The organism is Litoribrevibacter albus, assembly GCF_030159995.1.
GTDB lineage: Bacteria > Pseudomonadota > Gammaproteobacteria > Pseudomonadales > Litoribrevibacteraceae > Litoribrevibacter > Litoribrevibacter albus.
Genome location: NZ_BSNM01000026.1, coordinates 91056 through 109469, shown reverse-complemented (window position 1 = coordinate 109469; position 18414 = coordinate 91056). Strand labels below are relative to the sequence as shown.

The window sequence follows — 18414 nt, the reverse complement described above, 5'->3', positions numbered from 1 at the left end:
GTATTACGCATCAGGCGGTCATGTCCCTGACCGCCTGGCTTTTTTGATCAGGAGCTGATGATGTACAAGATCAAACAACACCCCATAGCCTTAATGAGTGCTCTACTTTTAACCTCAATCTTAGGATGTGCTCAGGCACAATCCTCCTCCACCCTCGAACCTATTCATGCCATTTTCCTTGAGCAAAGTGAGCAACACTTACTTATCCACTTCAAAGCCATCAGTCGCGGCTGCACCTCCCCGCAAGACTTTGACGTTGAGTTTAATGAAGCCGACAACATGACCGTCCTCGCCATTCACCGAATTACCCCTGACCGCTGCCGTAAAATGCCCAAACCGATCTACCTGACCAAACGTATTTGGTTAAAAGACATCAACACAGAACGTCCGATAACACTCAAAAACCAGTTACTTATCAAGTAGCTAACATCCCCCTATACTTAGAAGCGATTTAATTTGGTTTAGATGTTCTCTTTATGATCTGTGATGCTCTTTTCTCCCGGCGCTTTTCTTTTCACCCGGTAACAGGCGTGATGCTCGTATGCGTCGGCCTCCTGGCAAACTCCACCCGCAGTTGGGCAGAGCCTAACTTAATAGAAGGTGTGCCTAACCAAATAGAAGACGCGCCATCGGAATCCGCATCACCAATACCCGAGCCACAATCGTCTGCACAAAGTGAACAACAGAACAGTCAAACCACCATATTTGAACCACCGGCAAATAGCGCTAACCGCCCTCGACCAAAGAGACTTAGAGGAGCACAGACTGATGACCAATTTATCCATGAAAAGCTCACCTTTGCCATCGGCAGCTACTTCAGCCACGGTGACTACAGCTCAACCGAAGCAACGGATGTTATCAGTATTCCTTTCCGCGCCAGCTACCAAAGAGATAACTGGAGCTTCCATGCACAAATTCCCTATCTGAACATTACCGGCCCGGAGAATGTGCTCGTGCTTCGGGAAGGCGGCGAACTCATTATTGAAGCCAGTGAAGAAGATACCCGCCGTCAGGGGTTTGGAGATCTCAGGCTTTCCAGCCAATATGCCCTGCCCTGGAAGCCCTTTCCTAACACGGGTCTTAATATTGGCGGTGGAATTAAACTCCCCACGGCGGATGAAAGTGAACATTTGGGTACCGGGGAAACCGACTATCAACTCTTTAGCTCCGGCTACCTGAGAAGCGGCCGTTGGATTACGGATCTGAAAGTCGGTCATCAATGGATGGAAGACACAGACAACACCGATTACAACAATCGACTGTTCTTTTCGATGGGCGAGCGCTATTTGTTCAGCCGAAGCCAAAGCCTTAGCCTGAGCTACAGCCACAAAGAAGCCGCTACTGAGTCCAGCGAGGCAGTTCAATCTCTGACGGCGACCTTTCACCAGAAATTAAATTATGGCTGGAAACTTAGCTTTTCCGCCGGTATGGGATTTGGTGAATCCAGTGCGGACTATTTTGGGGGTCTGCAAATCAGTAAGAGTTTTATTCGTAAAAAGCGACGTTAAATAGGCCATTGCATAAACGTCACGCACAAAAAAGGGCCTCGCATTGAGGCCCTTCGTTTGTTCTTAGCTCGCTTACACTTTGAAGGCGCTAATGAGTTCCTGCAACGAACGAGTTAACTGAGCCATTTCCGCTGACGCTCTGGCAGTGCTTTCCGCATCCCCGGAGGTTTCCTGGCTCAAGTCCGCAATGGAGTTAATATTGCGGTCAATTTCGACCACCACCTTGGTTTGTTCACTACAGGCCAACGCAATTTGCTGGCTCATCGCGGTAATGGTGCCGATCATGTTGGTAATGTTGCCTAACACTTCGCCCACTTTACCGGACTCGTCTACCGTTTGAGTTGCACGGTCATGGCTCACTTCCATCGCTTTCACAGCGTCTTTCACACCGGATTGCAGACGGGAAATCATTTCTTCAATTTCTTCTGTAGACGACTGGGTACGTTGTGCCAATGTCCGCACTTCGTCAGCCACCACCGCAAAGCCTCGACCTTGCTCGCCGGCACGTGCCGCTTCAATGGCCGCATTCAAGGCCAACAGGTTGGTTTGTTCTGCAATGCCTTTAATCACGTCCAGAACCTGACTGATGTTAGCACTGTCTTTCGCCACCCGGTTAATCACCGACACCGAGTTTTCAATTTCAGAGGCAAGAATATCAATGTTCTTCAACGCCGCATCCACTTGTTGAGAGCCCATACTGGCTTCTTGCATCGCTTTTTCAGCTTCTTGCGTCGCTTGACCTGCGTTCTCTTCTACTTGCTGAACCTGTGCGGTCATTTCGTTCACCGCTACCGTCACCTGCTCGGTTTCCTGCATTTGGCGACCTACAGAGTCACGGCTTTTCGTCGAGATGGATTCCAACTTACTGGACTGGGTATCTACTTCCACCGCCGTCATGCTTACGGCTTGAATAAGATCATGAATGCGCTGAACCATGGTATTAAATTCTGTGGTTAACTGGCCCATTTCATCACGAGTCTTCAGGTTCATCCGCACTTTCATATCACCATTGGATACTTTGGTTGCAGAATCACGGAAGCTGGAAATGGTTTCGTTCACAGAGACATAGAAGGCCAGGAACATCAGCAACACGACCACCAGCAGCACGGTAATGGCCACCAGGAACATCCGCAGTGTCGAGCTTTGCTCTTCGTAACGGTTTTGAAGAATGCGTGTCATCAAGGGCGTGACGGTACTATTCATCACCATGAACAAGGTATCGACGTAACCGGTAATGTCTTTGAAGTACACGTCCCAGGTGCCTTCGAGCTGCATGGCAGAAATGAGTCGCTCATCGAGGTAACCCATCATGTTGTTCATACCGCCCACCAGATTCATCACTGGCTCATCTAATGCACGTGCCAAGCGTGGGTCTTCTTCCATCAGAACACCCACATCTTTTTCGAAACGTTTCAACGTATCAACAAAGCCATCGTAGGCTTCATTCAAAGAATCGGAGGTGCCGGAATCAAGGAAACCAGCATTAAAGGCAACCATCCCCGTCGCACGTACCTTAGCCACCAATGGGGAAAATTCTGGATACAAACGAACCAGCATTTCCTGAAGGCTAAGTACCGCAGGATCAGGCGCTTGCGCCAAACCGGAAGCACGAGTGGTGGTTTTTAGAATACGAATGATCGGGTTCAGCATGTCCTGATAACGCTTCACTTGCTCATCGGCATAGTAATCACGAACGTTATCCGTTTTCAGCTTTTGCCAACTCTCATTAGCCAACCCGAGCTGAGTAACGATTCTGCCGTCTTTGTCCCAGCTTGGTTGCCATTCGGACAGTTTACTGAAGGCGGCATCAACCTTGGCTTCCGTTTCCACAATGATACCGCGCATGTCCGGGTTATCCTTGTAGATAAACGCAGCTTTGAGGTCCCGATATTCTGCGGTTGATCTCAACAGAGCAAAGGTATCTTGAAGAAGTTGCACACCTTCAATCTGACTTTCCGTCGCTTCGATATCAGATTCTAATTCCTCAACTAATCCATAGCTTAGTAACAACAAAGGAAGGAGAAACATGATGTTGATTAAACTGAATTTGTAAGCGTAATTCAGTTGATTCATCAACTTGACGAAAGGACGTATGATCAGCTTCATATATACACCAATTTTTATTCAAAGCTTTAAAGCAGCAGATGCCTGCTGTCTTCGAGCAGCTGTTTCAGCCGTGTCGTAAATTTCGCTGCCAGGACGCCATCAATTACCCGATGATCATAAGACAAAGCCACTGGCAGAATTAATCTTGGTTGCCATTCACCTTCCTGCCAAATGGGCTTAATTGCGGCTTTCGACACACCCAAAATGGCAACTTCCGGGGCATTTACAATCGGCGTAAACTGCGTACCACCGATTCCCCCTAAGCTGGAAATTGAAAAACAACTGCCTTGAAGTGCGTCTGGCTTGAGCTTACCGGCTCTCGCTTGTTGAGCATATTGCATGCAATCCGCTGCAATGTTCAAGACACTTTTTGTATCCACATTTTTTACAACCGGGACCATAAGCCCCTGATCCGTGTCAACCGCAACCCCGATGTTATAGAACTCCTTAACAATCAACGACTCTCCGTCAGGTGCCAAGGACGCATTGAACCGGGGCATTTCCATCAAAACTTTCTGAACTGCTTTAACCAAGAAAGGAACTAACGTCAGTTTGGTATCATATGTACCTTGAGCATTGACTGACTTCCTAAAGTCTTCCAGTTCCGTAATATCTATCTCATCAAACTGAGTTACATGGGGAATATTCAACCAGCAACGATGAAGATGCTGAGAACTGATTTTTTGTATTCGACTTAATGGCTCTTGTCGAACATTCCCGAACCGACTGAAATCCACTTCTGGTATTGGCTCAATCCCCATGCCACCTTGTGGCGATGTAGGTGCCTCATTCAGACGGTGTTTTACATAATTCTGGACATCTTCTTGTAATATTCTGCTTCTCGGCCCACTGGCTCCAGTGGTACCTACTACGTCGTCCAGCGAAACGCCAAATTCCCTTGCTAATTTCCGAACCGCAGGCCCAGCATAGACCTTCTCACTGGTTTTCCCGCTTCCACCAGCATTGCCATTGTTGATGGCATTTAATCTCTGGCTAACGGACTGTGGCTCCTTGTCTTTAGAACTATCGGCGCTAACGGTTTGAACTTTAACCTTTTCTTCAGACTCTGATGCCGACATAGTTTGTGAAACAGTCGACACTTTATCCGATCCCTCTATAATAGCAGTACCTTTAAGTACAGCAATAGTATCTCCCTCATTTACCTTATCACCCACAGACACCTGGATGCTCAGAACCTCTCCCGCCATCGGCGCAGGGATTTCCATCGTTGCTTTGTCGGTTTCCAGAACCAACAGGGTATCTTCTTCATCGACCTGCTGCCCGACGGAGACCGAAACCTCAATCACCTCAACCCCTGAAAAGCCCCCTAAATCGGGCACTTTGACAGCTTGTTCAGAAATAACCGTTTGTTCAGAAGTAAGCGTTTGCTCAGAAGTAGCGGGTTGCGCTTTGGATGAAGATTCGGAGGACGTATCTGCCTGAACCGGCTGCTTCGCAGGCGAAGATTCAGGAGAAGTTTCAGATTGAGCAACTGTATCGGCTTGGATCTGGCTTTCCGAGGCACCGGCAGATTCCATGGTAGCGACCAAATCCCCCTCGCTGACTTTATCGCCTTCTTTGACTTTCAATTCCAAAATTTTACCGGCTTTCGGTGCTGGAATTTCCATTGTGGCTTTGTCTGTTTCCACAACAATGATGGCGTCGTCCTGCTCTACTACATCGCCGGGGGAAACCGAGATTTCAATGACCTCGACGCCTTCAAAACCACCCAGGTCAGGCACTTTAATTTCATCCATCCTATTCAACCCTCATGTATCTTTTCCTTGCAGACCGATCACTGCGTATTGATCAAACAGGGCCGGCCCTACACCGACCATCGCTCGTTAACAGCACACTCAAAACAGCACTCTCAAAACAGCACTCTCAGATCGACATTCTCAGAGCCGCATTCTGAAAGTGTCACAGTGCGAACGAATTACAGCAGCATCGGATCAATTTTCTCTGCATCTATGTTGAATTCTTTCATCGCCTTCTTAACCACAGCAGGTTTCACCACACCCTGTTGTGACAGTGCGTACAGCGCAGCTATACAAATGTAATCGCGATCCACCTCGAAGAAATTACGTAGCTTCTGACGGGTATCGCTTCGACCAAAGCCGTCCGTACCCAAAGTGACATACTCCATCGGTACATCCTTCCTGATCTGATCTGAATAAGCTTTCATGTAATCCGTGGCAGCGACTGCGGCCTGCCCACGATTTTGAAGACACTCTTTGACGTAAGACAGCTTTGGCTTTTTATCGGCGTGAAGCATGTTCCAACGGTCAACGGACTGAACATCACGGCCCAATTCATTAAAGCTGGTGACGCTCCAGACATCACACGCAATGTCGTATTTTTCAGACAGGTATTCAGCAGCGGCTTCTACCTCTCTCAAGATGGTGCCACTGCCCATTAACTGAACGCGCGCTTTTCGGTTGGTCTTATCTTCTTTGAGCAGATACATCCCTTTGATGATGCCTTCCTCTGCACCTTCAGGCATGTCCGGGTGTTCGTAGTTCTCATTCATCACAGTAATGTAGTAATAGACGCTCTTCTGATCGCCGTACATTTCCTGCAAACCGTGTTGAATGATGGTTGTCAGCTCATACCCATAGGTTGGGTCATACGCACGACAATTCGGAATAGTTGAAGCCAGTACATGCGAGTGCCCATCCTGATGCTGCAAGCCTTCACCGTTGAGCGTGGTTCGACCGGCTGTACCGCCAAGTAAGAATCCTCGGGCCTGGATATCCCCGGCAGCCCAGGCCAAGTCGCCAATGCGTTGGAAACCAAACATGGAGTAGAAGATATAGAACGGCACCATCGGGAAATTATTGCTGCTGTAGGACGTCGCAGCCGCAATCCAGGCAGCCATTGCCCCTGCTTCATTGATGCCTTCCTCCAGAATACGACCTGTGATGTCCTCCTTGTAGTACATCAACTGACCGGAATCGTGCGGATCATACAACTGCCCCACAGCGGAATAGATGCCTAACTGACGGAACATCCCTTCCATCCCGAAGGTACGCGCCTCATCCGGAATAATCGGCACAATTCGTTCGCCCAGTTTTTTGTCTTTTACCAAGGTAGATAGCAAACGCACAAAGGCCATGGTGGTTGAAATTTCACGGCCATTAGACCCTTTCAGATGCGCCTTTAAAGACGCCAAACTTGGAATCGCCAACGCTTCTGACTGACTTCGTCTAACCGGATAATGCCCACCCAGCTTCTCACGCTGTTTGTTCATATAACGCATTTCTGCGGAATCCTGATCCGGTCGGTAATAAGGCAAAGACTCCAATTGCTCATCCGACACAGGAATATCGAAACGATCACGAAATGCTTTCAGCGATTCCATTTCCAGTTTCTTAACGGAGTGAGTTTTGTTCTGAGCCTCACCCGACTGCCCCATTCCGTAGCCTTTCACCGTCTTGGCGAGGATCACCGTCGGCTGACCTTTATGACTGGCCGCCGCCGCATACGCCGCATAAATCTTATACGGATCATGACCGCCACGGTTAAGCTGATAGAGCTGCTCATCGGTGTAATCTTTCACCAGTTCCAGCAATTCAGGGTACGCCCCGAAGAAATGTTCACGCGTATAGGAACCGCCTTTGGTTTTGTAGTTCTGGTATTCACCATCCACTACTTCATTCATGCGCCGTTCCAGAACACCGTTCTTATCTTTCTCTAAAAGAGGGTCCCAATGACGCCCCCAAACCACCTTGATAACATTCCAACCAGCACCACGGAACTGCCCTTCCAACTCCTGAATGATCTTGCCATTACCCCGTACCGGACCATCCAAACGCTGTAGATTACAGTTCACAACAAAGATCAGGTTATCGAGCTTCTCCCGGCCCGCTAAAGCGATGGCGCCAAGCGTTTCAGGCTCATCCGTTTCACCGTCACCAATGTATGCCCAGACTTTACGATCCTGGTTGTCTACCAAACCACGATTGGTCAGGTATTTCATGAAGTGCGCCTGATAAATAGCCTGAAGCGGCCCAAGCCCCATAGAAACGGTGGGAAATTGCCAATAATCCGGCATCAACCAAGGGTGTGGATAGGAAGAAAGCCCTTCGCCATCTACTTCACGACGAAAATGGTCCAGACGCTCTTCACTCAATCGCCCTTCCAAAAATGAACGCGCATAAACACCAGGTGAACTGTGCCCCTGCACGTAGACCAAATCTCCGCCATGCTGATCGGACGGCGCCCGGAAGAAGTGGTTGAAGCCGATATCATAGAGCGTGGCACTCGAAGAAAAACTCGCGATGTGACCACCGATGTCCGATGACTCCTTATTCGCCCGCATTACCATTGCCAAAGCGTTCCAGCGGATGATCGAGCGAATTCGACGCTCCATAAACACATCGCCCGGGTAGGGCGGCTCCGCTGCTTTGGGAATGGAATTCCGATACGGTGTGGTCAACGCATATGGCGTCATTGACCCTAACTGACTGGCTTTATTAAGTAATGTATCGAGGAGGAATTGTGCGCGCTGCTTACCGCTGTATTGAATGACCGATTGAAAGGCCGCTAACCATTCTTCTGTTTCCGTAGGATCAATATCGTGCTGACTCATGAGCTCTCCGAATCCTTTGCTATCACAATGAACAAAAAACAAACAACCTTGTGTTCATCTAAAAACTAATGGATTTCAGTATAGACAATTCGATGCTTACGCCATTGTTTATTGAGCATTTTTCTTCATCAATACAGCTTTAATGAATGAATAAAAGGCTCTTTCGATTTCCCGCTCCTGTTCAATTCCGGTCTCTGATTTTTTGGATGTGCGGGATATGTGCGTGTTTAAATTACGCTGAAGGGGGTGAAGTTGCTCATAGAGTGATGCTGATGTTGGTTTGCCGTTAAAGTCAGCTGCTTTAATCAATAGTGAGAGGGGTAGGTACATACCCTGTTCATTTAGAGACTAGAGCGCACTTGGTGCTTTCTAGATCTTAATTTAGTAGTTATTTCTTCGATTAACTTACGCTATGAGGAAGCTTTATCGGTGGTAAACAATCCGAGTATTTAATCTGAACCCTTGGTATCTTTCCACTGTACCTAGAATCTCCTGAGAGGATTACAAGTAACATACCTGTCATTAGTAGAACACCATTTGATGCTTTTAATACTTGCTCTAAAAGATCGCTAGGATACCCTTTACCATGTCTTTGCATGGCATGAATGCCACCATGAACATACGAACTAAGCGGTTTCCAAGAATACTCTTTAAACTCTTTCAGAAGTTCCATTGCCTGTTCAGGTGCTTTGCTTTCAAGCTTTATAAGCATTTCTGACATCATTGGAAGTTTTTCGGCACGCTTAGAACTTTCATAAGTTAACTCTGACATCAACTTAGCAACAGCAGTATCAGATGCGGAATATAGTAACCACATAGCTCTAACAAGCGCTTCGAATTGCAATCTCACCAGACTGACCGCAGATGTAAAATTTCCAGCAGCAATAAGAATTTTTGCACTCTGAGCATGCTCAAAAACCACACTACACAGAATTTTTGCAGCTTTAAGCCTATCGGAATCGTCAAAAGCTCGAACACTTAGGAACGCTATTAACTCTCCCTCTAGCTGGGCCGATTCTGAGAGTAGTTTATCTATAACGTTTACTCCAAATTGCTTACATCACACTATCAATGAACTTTCTATACAGCTTGTTCAATACTTAAATATTTTGCAAGAGCCTCTTTTAAGTCTAAGCCTCGTTCATTGATACCCAACACTATTACTTCTGATCAAACCAAGTTTCAGCTGTGGATAATAAATAATGTATGCTTGGATGAATCAAAGCTTATCCACAATCAACTGCAGCTCCAATCTCACCTGTTCTCTCAATTCAACAGGGCTGACCACCTCCACATCCGGCAACCAATATTTAATCGCTGGAATAATCTGCTTATAACTGCTGATCTCTGAACTCACAATCAAACTCCCATCTTCTAATTGCTTCAACACTCGCTGATCTGGCACTAACTCTGTATCCAGAAAGTGATTAGCTATATCGCCATCGACCTTCAGCACGACCGTGGTAGCTTCATCATGGATATTCCGTATAGCCAACTGCTCAATCTGCTGTTTAACCTTTGGGTTGAGTTCAAAGCTTTGGGATGTTCGTAACGCTTGACTGACCTTGCTCATACGGAAGAGCTTTAGCGTGTTTTGATGTAAGGCAGCAAGGAACCACACACCTCTATCATTAATCAGTCGATAAGGCTGTATGGGATTGTATTGTTGCTTCTTGTAGGTGATCTTGCAGAGTTGTTGTTTCTGGATCGCTAAAGTCAACTCATGGAAACTTCTTCGGTAATCTGTTCCGTCCTCAACCCGTACATTCTTGAATAAGTAAGGCGATTGCCCGTTGCTGTTAAACGTCGCCTTGTACGCTTGATCAAAGTTAGGGAAAAGATCGACTAATCCTAGTTGAATAAACCGCTGCTTCATTCCCTTAGTGGGTGAATGGCCGAGCAATATGGGGTCCATCGAGTACAACTTACCCTGCTTAGTTGCTCCACAGGCTTCCAGTCTGCGTAAGTCCCGTTGGGCAGTAGATCTGGATATCTGAAACTCGTCCATCACGCTCTGCACGCTCACACGTTCCCCCTGATTAAATTTCATCAGTATCTCAACCAAACGGGCTGTCAGTTTGTCGCTCTTGGAGTCGTTCGCCATTGCTCTAGTTTACGGGGTGGTAGGTTCAGGTTGTGACCTAGCGAATCATCCTGAAACATCCCTAAAAAGGTCAGCGAAATTGACATAAGCGGCATAACTAAAGGGCTGATCCCTAGATACAAAAAGTTGCACGGATTTTTTATTTCCGGTCACAACCTGAATCGGTCGTTTCCCATAATTATTGGTGTGTTGAATAACTAGAAAAACGGAGAAACGTTATGTCTGAAACGTGTAGAGATTGTGGTGGTACAGGACAAACCTCTTGTGATCATTGCGCTCATGGTGGTGTTGATCATTGTGTAGCTTGTGGGAATACAGGACGGCACTTCTGCCATCGTTGTGACGGTACGGGTGAGGCTGATTAACCATGGTTTCAACAACTCACTTTACAGCGGATGGCAAGGTCAAATGCCATAAATGCAAGACGATCTGTGGCCCGAATAATGGTGTTTTCTGTAGTAGATGTGACCGCTGGGTGTGTAATAGCTGTAAGGCTTCTGGCGGTGTGTGCAAGGGTGGCTGTTAAGCCGATATTAATAAAATAAAAGGGAATAATTATGAGTGATGGATACATGACAGACGCGTCTGTAAATACGTCGGGCAAGGGTAAGGATGCTGCGGTTCCTGATGAGATTAAAGGTTGGTGTTGGGGGGCATTCTTTCTCAGCTGGGTATGGGCAATTGGCAATAAAACCTGGATTGGTTTGTTAACTCTGATCCCTTACGTTGGCTTTGTAATGCCCTTCGTTCTTGGCTTTAAGGGGCGGGAATGGGCATGGCAGAACAAGCAATGGAACAGTGTTGAAGAATTTAACGCAGTTCAGAAGAAGTGGTCATTCTGGGGTGTAATCGTCTTTGCTGTTGTGTTTGTAGTGGGCTTTGTCTGGTCAGCTTATGACAGCTATCTATCAAGCATGGGCGGATAACGCAGGGAGTACAGTACATGAAATTAACGACATACCTAACGATTCTTCCCTTTCTGGCTCTAGCTGGTTGTGGTTCGTCAGTACCTGAGTGTAATGACAGTGATGTTACGGATACCGTTCTTAGCATCATCCTTACAGAAGTGCGTCAGTCTAACTTTGCGACTATGGCTGCTAAGGATGGGATCTATGATGAACTCAACTATGAAAAGGCGGTTCAAAAGCAGGATGACAACCCGTTATTAAAAACGGTTGTTGAGAAAGTCGAAGATAAGTATCCCGAAGGTAAGATGGAGCTGGATGCAATACGCACTACGGAAATAAATGAAGCGCTAGTATCTACCTCCTGCGCTGCGCGCTTGCTGATAGCAAACGGTAACGAGGTTGATATCACCTATTCGGCTCAAGAAACGGATGATGGTGAAGTCTGGATTGAGGTGTACGGACTGTAGCGAAGACAGGAGTTCAACTGCTGGTTTTGCCGGTTTACCGGTAGAACGGTAGAACGGTAGAACGGTAGAACGGTAGAACGGTAGAACGGGAGTTTTTACAGAAGTTTAGGCCACCTGCGGGTGGCCTTTTAGTAACTAGTCGACCAGTTAGAAAGGGATATGATATTTTTAGGTACTCTGTACGGTAATAAGCAAAGGACGTTTACGTGTTACTTAAAGGATTTGGGTTTTCTGGTTATCGAAGTGTCGGTGATGAGCTGATCAAGATTGGCCCTCTTAAGAAAGTTAATTTAATCATTGGTCAAAACAATGTTGGTAAATCCAACATCATCAATTTTCTTAATGAGCAATATTCATACTTAGTAAGCAAAGCGAATCCGAACTACACCTATAGAAACAGTAGGCAAGCAAATCCCTTTAAAGAAACTGATCAGCATATTTCCAGCGTCACAATACAAAGCAAGATTTCTTTTCCATTGTTCGAAGATGAGATCGATGATTTCATCAATTCAAGACTTCCTAATGCATGGAATCATGAAAATCATCGAAAACTAGCAAAAAGAATTCTTTGCTCAGAGTTTTTTGGCGGTGAAGGTACTGTTTGGTTCACTTATGCAGCGACATCAACTAATCCAAATGCTCACCTAGAACTAGATATAGACGTCGAGAAGATTCAGAACGTTTTAACTACCACCGAGTGGCAAAGTCTTAAAGAAGCTCTTACAAACGATCTATTTCCAGGACAGAAAGAGGATTGGATTAAAAGTATCTTTCAAGTTTTTAAATATATACCTAGCTCAGTACCTAATATTGAGGTAATCCCTGCTATTCGGAAAGTGGGTCAAGAAGGCTCCAAAGCTAGTGATTACAGCGGTGAGGGGATTATTGAACGATTGGCAAAGATTCAAAATCCACCTCTAACCAAACAAGAATTAAAGGAAAAGTTTCGGCTAATAAATCAATTTGTTCAGGACGTACTAGAAAACCCAACCGCAGAGATAGAAATACCTTATGAGAGGAATATGATTCTGATTCACATGGATGGCAAGACACTTCCATTAGAATCATTAGGTACAGGCGTCCATGAAGTAATTATTATTGCCGCTGCTGCAACCCTACTCGATGAAACTATCCTCTGCATTGAAGAACCTGAGCTGCATTTACACCCTTTATTACAAAGAAAGCTTGTTAAATATCTAGCCGAAAAAACGGACAACCAATATTTTTTCACAACTCATTCCGCTCACTTATTGGATGCCGTTGAGTCCGAAATCTTTCATGTCACACAGCATGATGGAGTCTCTAGAGTAGAAGCAATATCAAGTACAAAGCAACGATCAAATATCTGTAATGATCTAGGCTACAAGGCTTCCGATATCCTACAAGCTAACTGTGTAATTTGGGTTGAAGGGCCTTCTGATAGAATATATTTGAACTACTGGTTAGAGCATCATTCCCCTGAATTAATTGAAGGCGTTCACTATTCAATCATGTTCTATGGAGGAAGATTATTTAGCCATCTAACAGCGTCTGATCAGGATAGTGCAAATGAAGCTGTAGATGACCTCATCTCTGTCAGGAAGCTTAACCGAAACACTGTCATCATGTTCGATAGCGATAAAGATAAGCCTAAAGCAAAAATCAACACCACCAAACAAAGGCTAAAAAATGAGTTTGATGCGGGGCCTGGATTTGCGTGGGTTACAAAGGGAAGAGAGGTTGAAAATTATCTAGATTTTGATCAGATTGAAGAAAGCGTGAGGTCAGTTCATCCCTCTGCACTTGGTTTGATCAAGAAAGGAGAATGGGAAAATCTACTCAACTATCGTAAAAAACGAGACTCAAAAGAAAGAACTGCCAGTAAGGTCAAGGTAGCTCGCTACTATGTTGAAAATTACTCTCCCAATTTGACGACTCTGGACTTGAAACAACGAATGGATCAGCTTGTAAAGTTTATCCATACCTCGAATGGGCATGATGTTTAGGTTTAAGCTATACGGACAGAGAGAATAAAATGTCTCAACTACTGGTTTTGCCGATTTACTGGCAAGCTCAATAGAAGAAACGCGATGACTATTAGGTGTAGGTAACAAACTCTGAGCGGAGCAAATATAAGCACCCGCAAACATTGCGCGTTACCCCTCTTATCTTATTACCTATTCAATGTATAGAAGATTTATCCAGAGAAAGCCCTCAAGTACATAGTATGTCTATAGCAGCTATAAACTTAACTCTTTCCTTTTACCCCGATATCCCACTCTAAACATCCCTCCAAACTTTCAATCCAGCATTGATTTAATCCCCCAAACCAAGCACATTAAAACCTCAACAGGACGTTGATCACTTACAAGGAAGAAGCCATGCTCGATGTCGATCAAATAGTCGCTACATTCTACTCAGCCATTTTTGCCCAACTTAAATACCTAATACCTATTCTATTCATCATTGGCTTAGCCAAGTCTGCTTGGTTCAAGGGTTATATAGGTGAGTTGTTGGTACGTTTAGCCCTGAAGGTATTTCTCGATAGTAAGCTTTACCAAGTTATCAATAACGTGACTCTAGAAGCTGATGACGGAACAACACAGATTGATCACATCGTGGTATCTCCATTTGGCATCTTTGTAGTCGAAACTAAGAATATGAAAGGCTGGATTTTTGGTTCAGAAAAGCAACGAACCTGGACACAAAAGATCTACAAGAAGAACTTCAAATTCCAAAACCCACTACACCAAAATTACAAACACACCCAGACGCTAGCCCAATGCTTAGATATAGAAGAATCTCTATTGATCTCGGTAGTAGTATTCGTCGGCGAAAGTACCTTCAAAACCGAAATGCCTAACAACGTGACTTATGGTGGAGGATTAACCCGCTTCATTAAAAACCATAAAGAACGAGTTCTAGATGAAGGAAAGATCAACAAGATCGTTAAACAAATTCAAGAAGGACGATTAAAGCCATCGTTTAAGACCGACCGAGAACACGTTAGAAACCTGAAACAACGCCATAGCAGAGAAGCTGTTAGTCAAGACAACCCCGTCTGTCCTAAGTGCGGTAACTCTATGGTAAAGAGGTTAGCTAAGAAAGGAGGTAACGCTGGGCAGGAATTTTGGGGATGCAGCACCTTCCCGAAGTGTCGAGCGGTTGTTCAGACTGAAGACACTACCTCAATATGAAAGGTTGTTAATTTACCGAGTTTGCTAGTTTACCGGTAAACCGGCAGGAACGGGAAATTTGAGGAACTTTCAACGACCTACCAACATGATTCTCACACTAAGATCATCCCATAAAGTATGGATTGAATTTTACGAAGCCAAGTATCATGCTTACTAACATAAACCTAAAAACATTGTGAGACTCTTATGGATTGGGACATTTTCTTTAAGGCCATCGGTATCCTAGTAACCCTAATTCTAGGAATAGCACAGATTCGATCTAAGCACCCAACTCAAGCCCTTAAAGATGAATTAAAAGATGATTTGGAGATTTTGAGCAAACTGAAAGAGGGTGACTTTGGTTACGATATTATTAAAAGCCATATAAAAGTTGGAATACTTGCAACTTACTCTATTGATAGAAAGCGTTGGTATCACGTATACAACTGGGATGATTTACTAATTGGTGCATCTATTGCCGGAATATTCACATACTGGACATTAATACTCATCGAAACGTCTAATCTCTGGGGGTTTCTGACTGCGCTACTCGCTGTGACTGGGTTTGCAATGATTCCTGATGCATTCCAAAAAGACACTAAAAAAGATAAGGACTAAGATTATCCTTATATCAGGTACGCACTAAAGCCAAATAACTAAGAGCTTAACAGTTAAGATGCCTCTGAAACTCGAAGCTCTAATGCCACTCTTGGCTTAGAAGCTAGTAATACTGAGAACATTATAAATGTCTATTGGTGCATGAATGAATCAGAGTGATATAGAAAAGTTAATAAGAGAAGAGTGGCTCACTTTAGTCAATGACAGAGAAGCTTTCCTTTCTAAGCTGGAAGAAAACTTATTTGAAGCGAGCCAAAAAGAAGGGTTAATTCTAACAGATTTTGAAGGTGTGCCGGAGAAGTGGAAACCACACATCACATCAATTAACTTAAGCGTTTTAGCTCTTTTCGAACTGGCTATGATATTCAGCTCTAGGATAAGTGAGGAAGAGTTGATTTACCCTAGCATGAAATGTAACCACTATCGAAAAAATATGGCGATTCTATCGTTAGCTAACAACCTCTCAAATACTGCAATATCAATCAGAGATCTCTGTCAGAAAGGCTTTGATTGCCAAGCTAAAACATTACTGAGATGGTTCTCAGAGATGTCAGATACTCTGAACGCAATGCTTTTTGATCAAGAGATGTTGACAGCATATATCACCGATTGTGAAGACAGTAGTCAAGAATATAAGCAATGGAGAAAATACTATTCTCCTAAAGTAGTTAGAAATACTCTGAAAAAGTTTGAGAGTGAACTTTGTACTGAATTTGAAAAAGACATCAATATCTCGGATAAACGAGAGGAAAACTATACGTGGCTTTCACAATACTCTCATGCAGACTTTATAACTCAATTCATTAGTGCATATGCAGACAATGAGAACGATGAACAAAGTAGGCTAACTTTTGGAGGGGCTCAATCAGAACAGTGTTTAATAACCCTGGAACACGCAACGAGTCAAATGTTTGTTTTCCAATGTATATTATTCAACCTTCTAGCAAAAAATCACGAATGGAATGGCCTAGTACACGATCAGGAGAGACTTGAGTGGTGCTTACTTATTGAGGTCTATAAACAACATTACTTAAAAAAGTCCTACCTCTAAGAAAAACTAGCACAGAGCATGTTGGATAGGCTATGAGATTCGATACACGGACTGTATTTGAAGAAGTTTCGATACCGAAACCAGAAACTTGATTTGATATTGAACACCTAACTAGGATTATAGGGTCATAAAGATCTCTGGAGGGGGTACTACAAAGATTAGCAATCTATGCTTTAAAGATAGCAATCAAATTTGATCGGGAAAAAATAATGCTTTTATCGGAACTTACAGAGCTGATAAATGCCATCAGTGGCTTGATTACCGAGTTAGTAGCATTGGTGGTGATATTGCGTGCTATTAAAAAAAGACGAATTTTAATTTTGTTGCAATAATTTCCTAACTTTTTCCACTCTTAGCCTGCATTGGCTCCTTCATTGCCCCCACTAGTTATTAAAGACTCCACGTCGCCCATCACTGAACCACTCTATTCTTTAGCCGCGAATTCAAACTCTCTGTCGAATAATTTACACCAAATTACCGATCCTGCCGGTTTACCGGTAAAACCTCCGAAGTATTAGCCTTTCCCCTAGATTAGTACCAATCACTTAATAATTATTAGTCGCGTCCTGATAACTGCATAAAAAAACAGTGTTAATTTGACCAGTAGTTTTTAAGAGACTATCTTAGGTGTACACCTAACATACAAGTTAAAAAGCTCATACAAAGATACAAACATAAGCGTTGACTGTGTGCTCATAGGACGCTTCTATCCATGACAACAGAGAATCCAAATTAATAGATTAAATAACGGAGTTTTTATGATTGAAGAACTGTTGAAGATGATGATTTCTGGAACAGTTGGCAACTATACATACGACCGACTAAAGTCTTTACTAAGCTCCCCTCCGAAAAGTGACGACGAGCATGCTCCCCCTGCACCAGACTCTTCACATGACCCAGATATTAAAGGAATTTATGGTGCAAACATTGTATATAACAATAACTATAGAACCTTCGATATAGTAAACGATTTGTACGATGTAATTGATCTAGTTAAATCTCCGATGGTTCACATTGTTATTGAAGATAAGCCTTCAACTGCTTGGCATTTACCTCTTGTTGTTGTAGAAGATATGGAAACTAAAGAGTGGTATGTTTTCTCTAAAGGACGAATGGCCTTTGAAGGTTCTGGAGGTGGCTTAGCAAATTCAAAAGATTTACTTCAATTCCTCATCAATAATGATATTCGCTTCGCAGGATGGGTACTTGACTTCATAAGCTCTGAAAAACTATCACAGGGTTGCAAAACTTGGCCATCCCTTAGAGATAGCTGTTTACCACTTATTTCATACAACAAGAATCAGTATTTTTCTAAATATGTCGCTAACGTGTTTGGAGAACTGTCCACTCCTAATAAATAAAATAATGCCCGTATATGCTAGAGAAGATTGATCTATGGATTAACCAAGTTCTATCAGAATACTCTGAAGAAGCAATCAGCTGTAGAGTGCTGGAAAAAGCCTTCCAAGGTTTTTACTCTCCTGAAACGCTGGATAACAGTTACTTTGTTGTTACTGATGAAATACCTAAGCCTAACTTTCCAGAATTTCATGAGAAAGGGCTTAGCGGGTTTCTTGAAAAGGATCTTGAAGGGATAACGTATAAGAATTTGTACTTCATAAAGAAGGGGTATGAAAATGATCTTTCCTTACATTTCCATGAGTTAGTACATGTTCAGCAATGGAAGTTCTTGGGAGATCATGGCTTTATTAACCGTTATATTCAGGAACTTCGAACCTATGAATATGATGAAGCACCACTAGAGAAAATGGCTTATACACTACAGGAATATTTCGAAGCTGAAGAGCCTCAAATGGATATCGCAAAGTATGTACAGAGAAAACTATAAGATTCATATTTGAGATATTGCAGCCTCTTTTCTCCACCTAACTCCTGTTCCTACCGG

At 44.0% G+C, this 18414-nt stretch carries 16 protein-coding genes; 11 read left to right on the top strand and 5 right to left on the bottom strand.

The window, feature by feature from the left end:
• Positions 1-60: 60 nt before the first annotated feature.
• Complete coding sequence (locus QQL66_RS19235) at positions 61-423, top strand: hypothetical protein (RefSeq protein WP_284383707.1); 363 nt, start codon at positions 61-63, stop codon at positions 421-423.
• Positions 424-533: 110 nt separating this feature from the next.
• The gene (locus QQL66_RS19230) at positions 534-1508 is read left to right on the top strand and encodes a transporter (RefSeq protein WP_284383856.1); all 975 of its coding nucleotides are present in this window, start codon (positions 534-536) and stop codon (positions 1506-1508) included.
• Positions 1509-1580: 72 nt separating this feature from the next.
• Here QQL66_RS19230 and QQL66_RS19225 read toward each other — a convergent pair whose 3' ends face one another.
• The 5 genes from QQL66_RS19225 to QQL66_RS19205 all read right to left on the bottom strand — a co-directional run bounded on the left by QQL66_RS19225 (position 1581) and on the right by QQL66_RS19205 (position 10309).
• Positions 1581-3614, bottom strand: coding sequence for a methyl-accepting chemotaxis protein (locus QQL66_RS19225; RefSeq protein WP_284383706.1), 2034 nt, complete (start codon positions 3612-3614; stop codon positions 1581-1583).
• Positions 3615-3640: 26 nt separating this feature from the next.
• The gene (gene aceF / locus QQL66_RS19220) at positions 3641-5371 is read right to left on the bottom strand and encodes a dihydrolipoyllysine-residue acetyltransferase (RefSeq protein ID WP_284383705.1); all 1731 of its coding nucleotides are present in this window, start codon (positions 5369-5371) and stop codon (positions 3641-3643) included.
• A 179-nt stretch (positions 5372-5550) separates the two neighbouring features.
• Positions 5551-8205, bottom strand: coding sequence for a pyruvate dehydrogenase (acetyl-transferring), homodimeric type (gene aceE / locus QQL66_RS19215; protein WP_284383704.1), 2655 nt, complete (start codon positions 8203-8205; stop codon positions 5551-5553).
• 400 nt (positions 8206-8605) lie between these two features.
• Complete coding sequence (locus QQL66_RS19210; protein WP_284383703.1) at positions 8606-9127, bottom strand: DUF6988 family protein; 522 nt, start codon at positions 9125-9127, stop codon at positions 8606-8608.
• A 297-nt stretch (positions 9128-9424) separates the two neighbouring features.
• Positions 9425-10309, bottom strand: coding sequence for a helix-turn-helix transcriptional regulator (locus tag QQL66_RS19205; RefSeq protein WP_284383702.1), 885 nt, complete (start codon positions 10307-10309; stop codon positions 9425-9427).
• Positions 10310-10527: 218 nt separating this feature from the next.
• Here QQL66_RS19205 and QQL66_RS19200 point away from each other — a divergent pair, with 218 nt between their 5' ends.
• The 9 genes from QQL66_RS19200 to QQL66_RS19160 all read left to right on the top strand — a co-directional run bounded on the left by QQL66_RS19200 (position 10528) and on the right by QQL66_RS19160 (position 18357).
• Complete coding sequence (locus tag QQL66_RS19200) at positions 10528-10674, top strand: hypothetical protein (protein WP_284383701.1); 147 nt, start codon at positions 10528-10530, stop codon at positions 10672-10674.
• A gap of 192 nt (positions 10675-10866) precedes the next feature.
• Positions 10867-11235 carry a hypothetical protein gene (locus QQL66_RS19195; protein WP_284383700.1) on the top strand — a complete coding sequence of 123 codons (369 nt, stop codon included), beginning with the start codon at positions 10867-10869 and terminating at the stop codon, positions 11233-11235.
• Positions 11236-11252: 17 nt separating this feature from the next.
• Positions 11253-11684, top strand: coding sequence for a hypothetical protein (locus QQL66_RS19190; RefSeq protein ID WP_284383699.1), 432 nt, complete (start codon positions 11253-11255; stop codon positions 11682-11684).
• Positions 11685-11890: 206 nt separating this feature from the next.
• Positions 11891-13669, top strand: a complete 1779-nt coding sequence (locus QQL66_RS19185) for an AAA family ATPase (RefSeq protein ID WP_284383697.1) — start codon at positions 11891-11893, stop codon at positions 13667-13669.
• Positions 13670-14044: 375 nt separating this feature from the next.
• A complete protein-coding gene (locus tag QQL66_RS19180) occupies positions 14045-14860 on the top strand; it encodes an NERD domain-containing protein (protein WP_284383695.1) in 816 nt (271 codons plus the stop codon).
• Positions 14861-15046: 186 nt separating this feature from the next.
• Entirely contained in the window at positions 15047-15457 is a 411-nt protein-coding gene (locus QQL66_RS19175; RefSeq protein ID WP_284383694.1) for a hypothetical protein, read from the top strand.
• A gap of 145 nt (positions 15458-15602) precedes the next feature.
• Positions 15603-16508 (top strand): hypothetical protein, encoded by a 906-nt coding sequence (locus QQL66_RS19170; RefSeq protein ID WP_284383692.1) that lies wholly within the window; start codon positions 15603-15605, stop codon positions 16506-16508.
• A 758-nt stretch (positions 16509-17266) separates the two neighbouring features.
• Complete coding sequence (locus QQL66_RS19165) at positions 17267-17869, top strand: hypothetical protein (RefSeq protein ID WP_284383691.1); 603 nt, start codon at positions 17267-17269, stop codon at positions 17867-17869.
• A 14-nt stretch (positions 17870-17883) separates the two neighbouring features.
• On the top strand, positions 17884-18357 hold the full coding sequence (locus QQL66_RS19160; protein WP_284383690.1) for a hypothetical protein: 474 nt from the start codon (positions 17884-17886) through the stop codon (positions 18355-18357).
• The last annotated feature ends 57 nt before the right edge of the window (positions 18358-18414 follow it).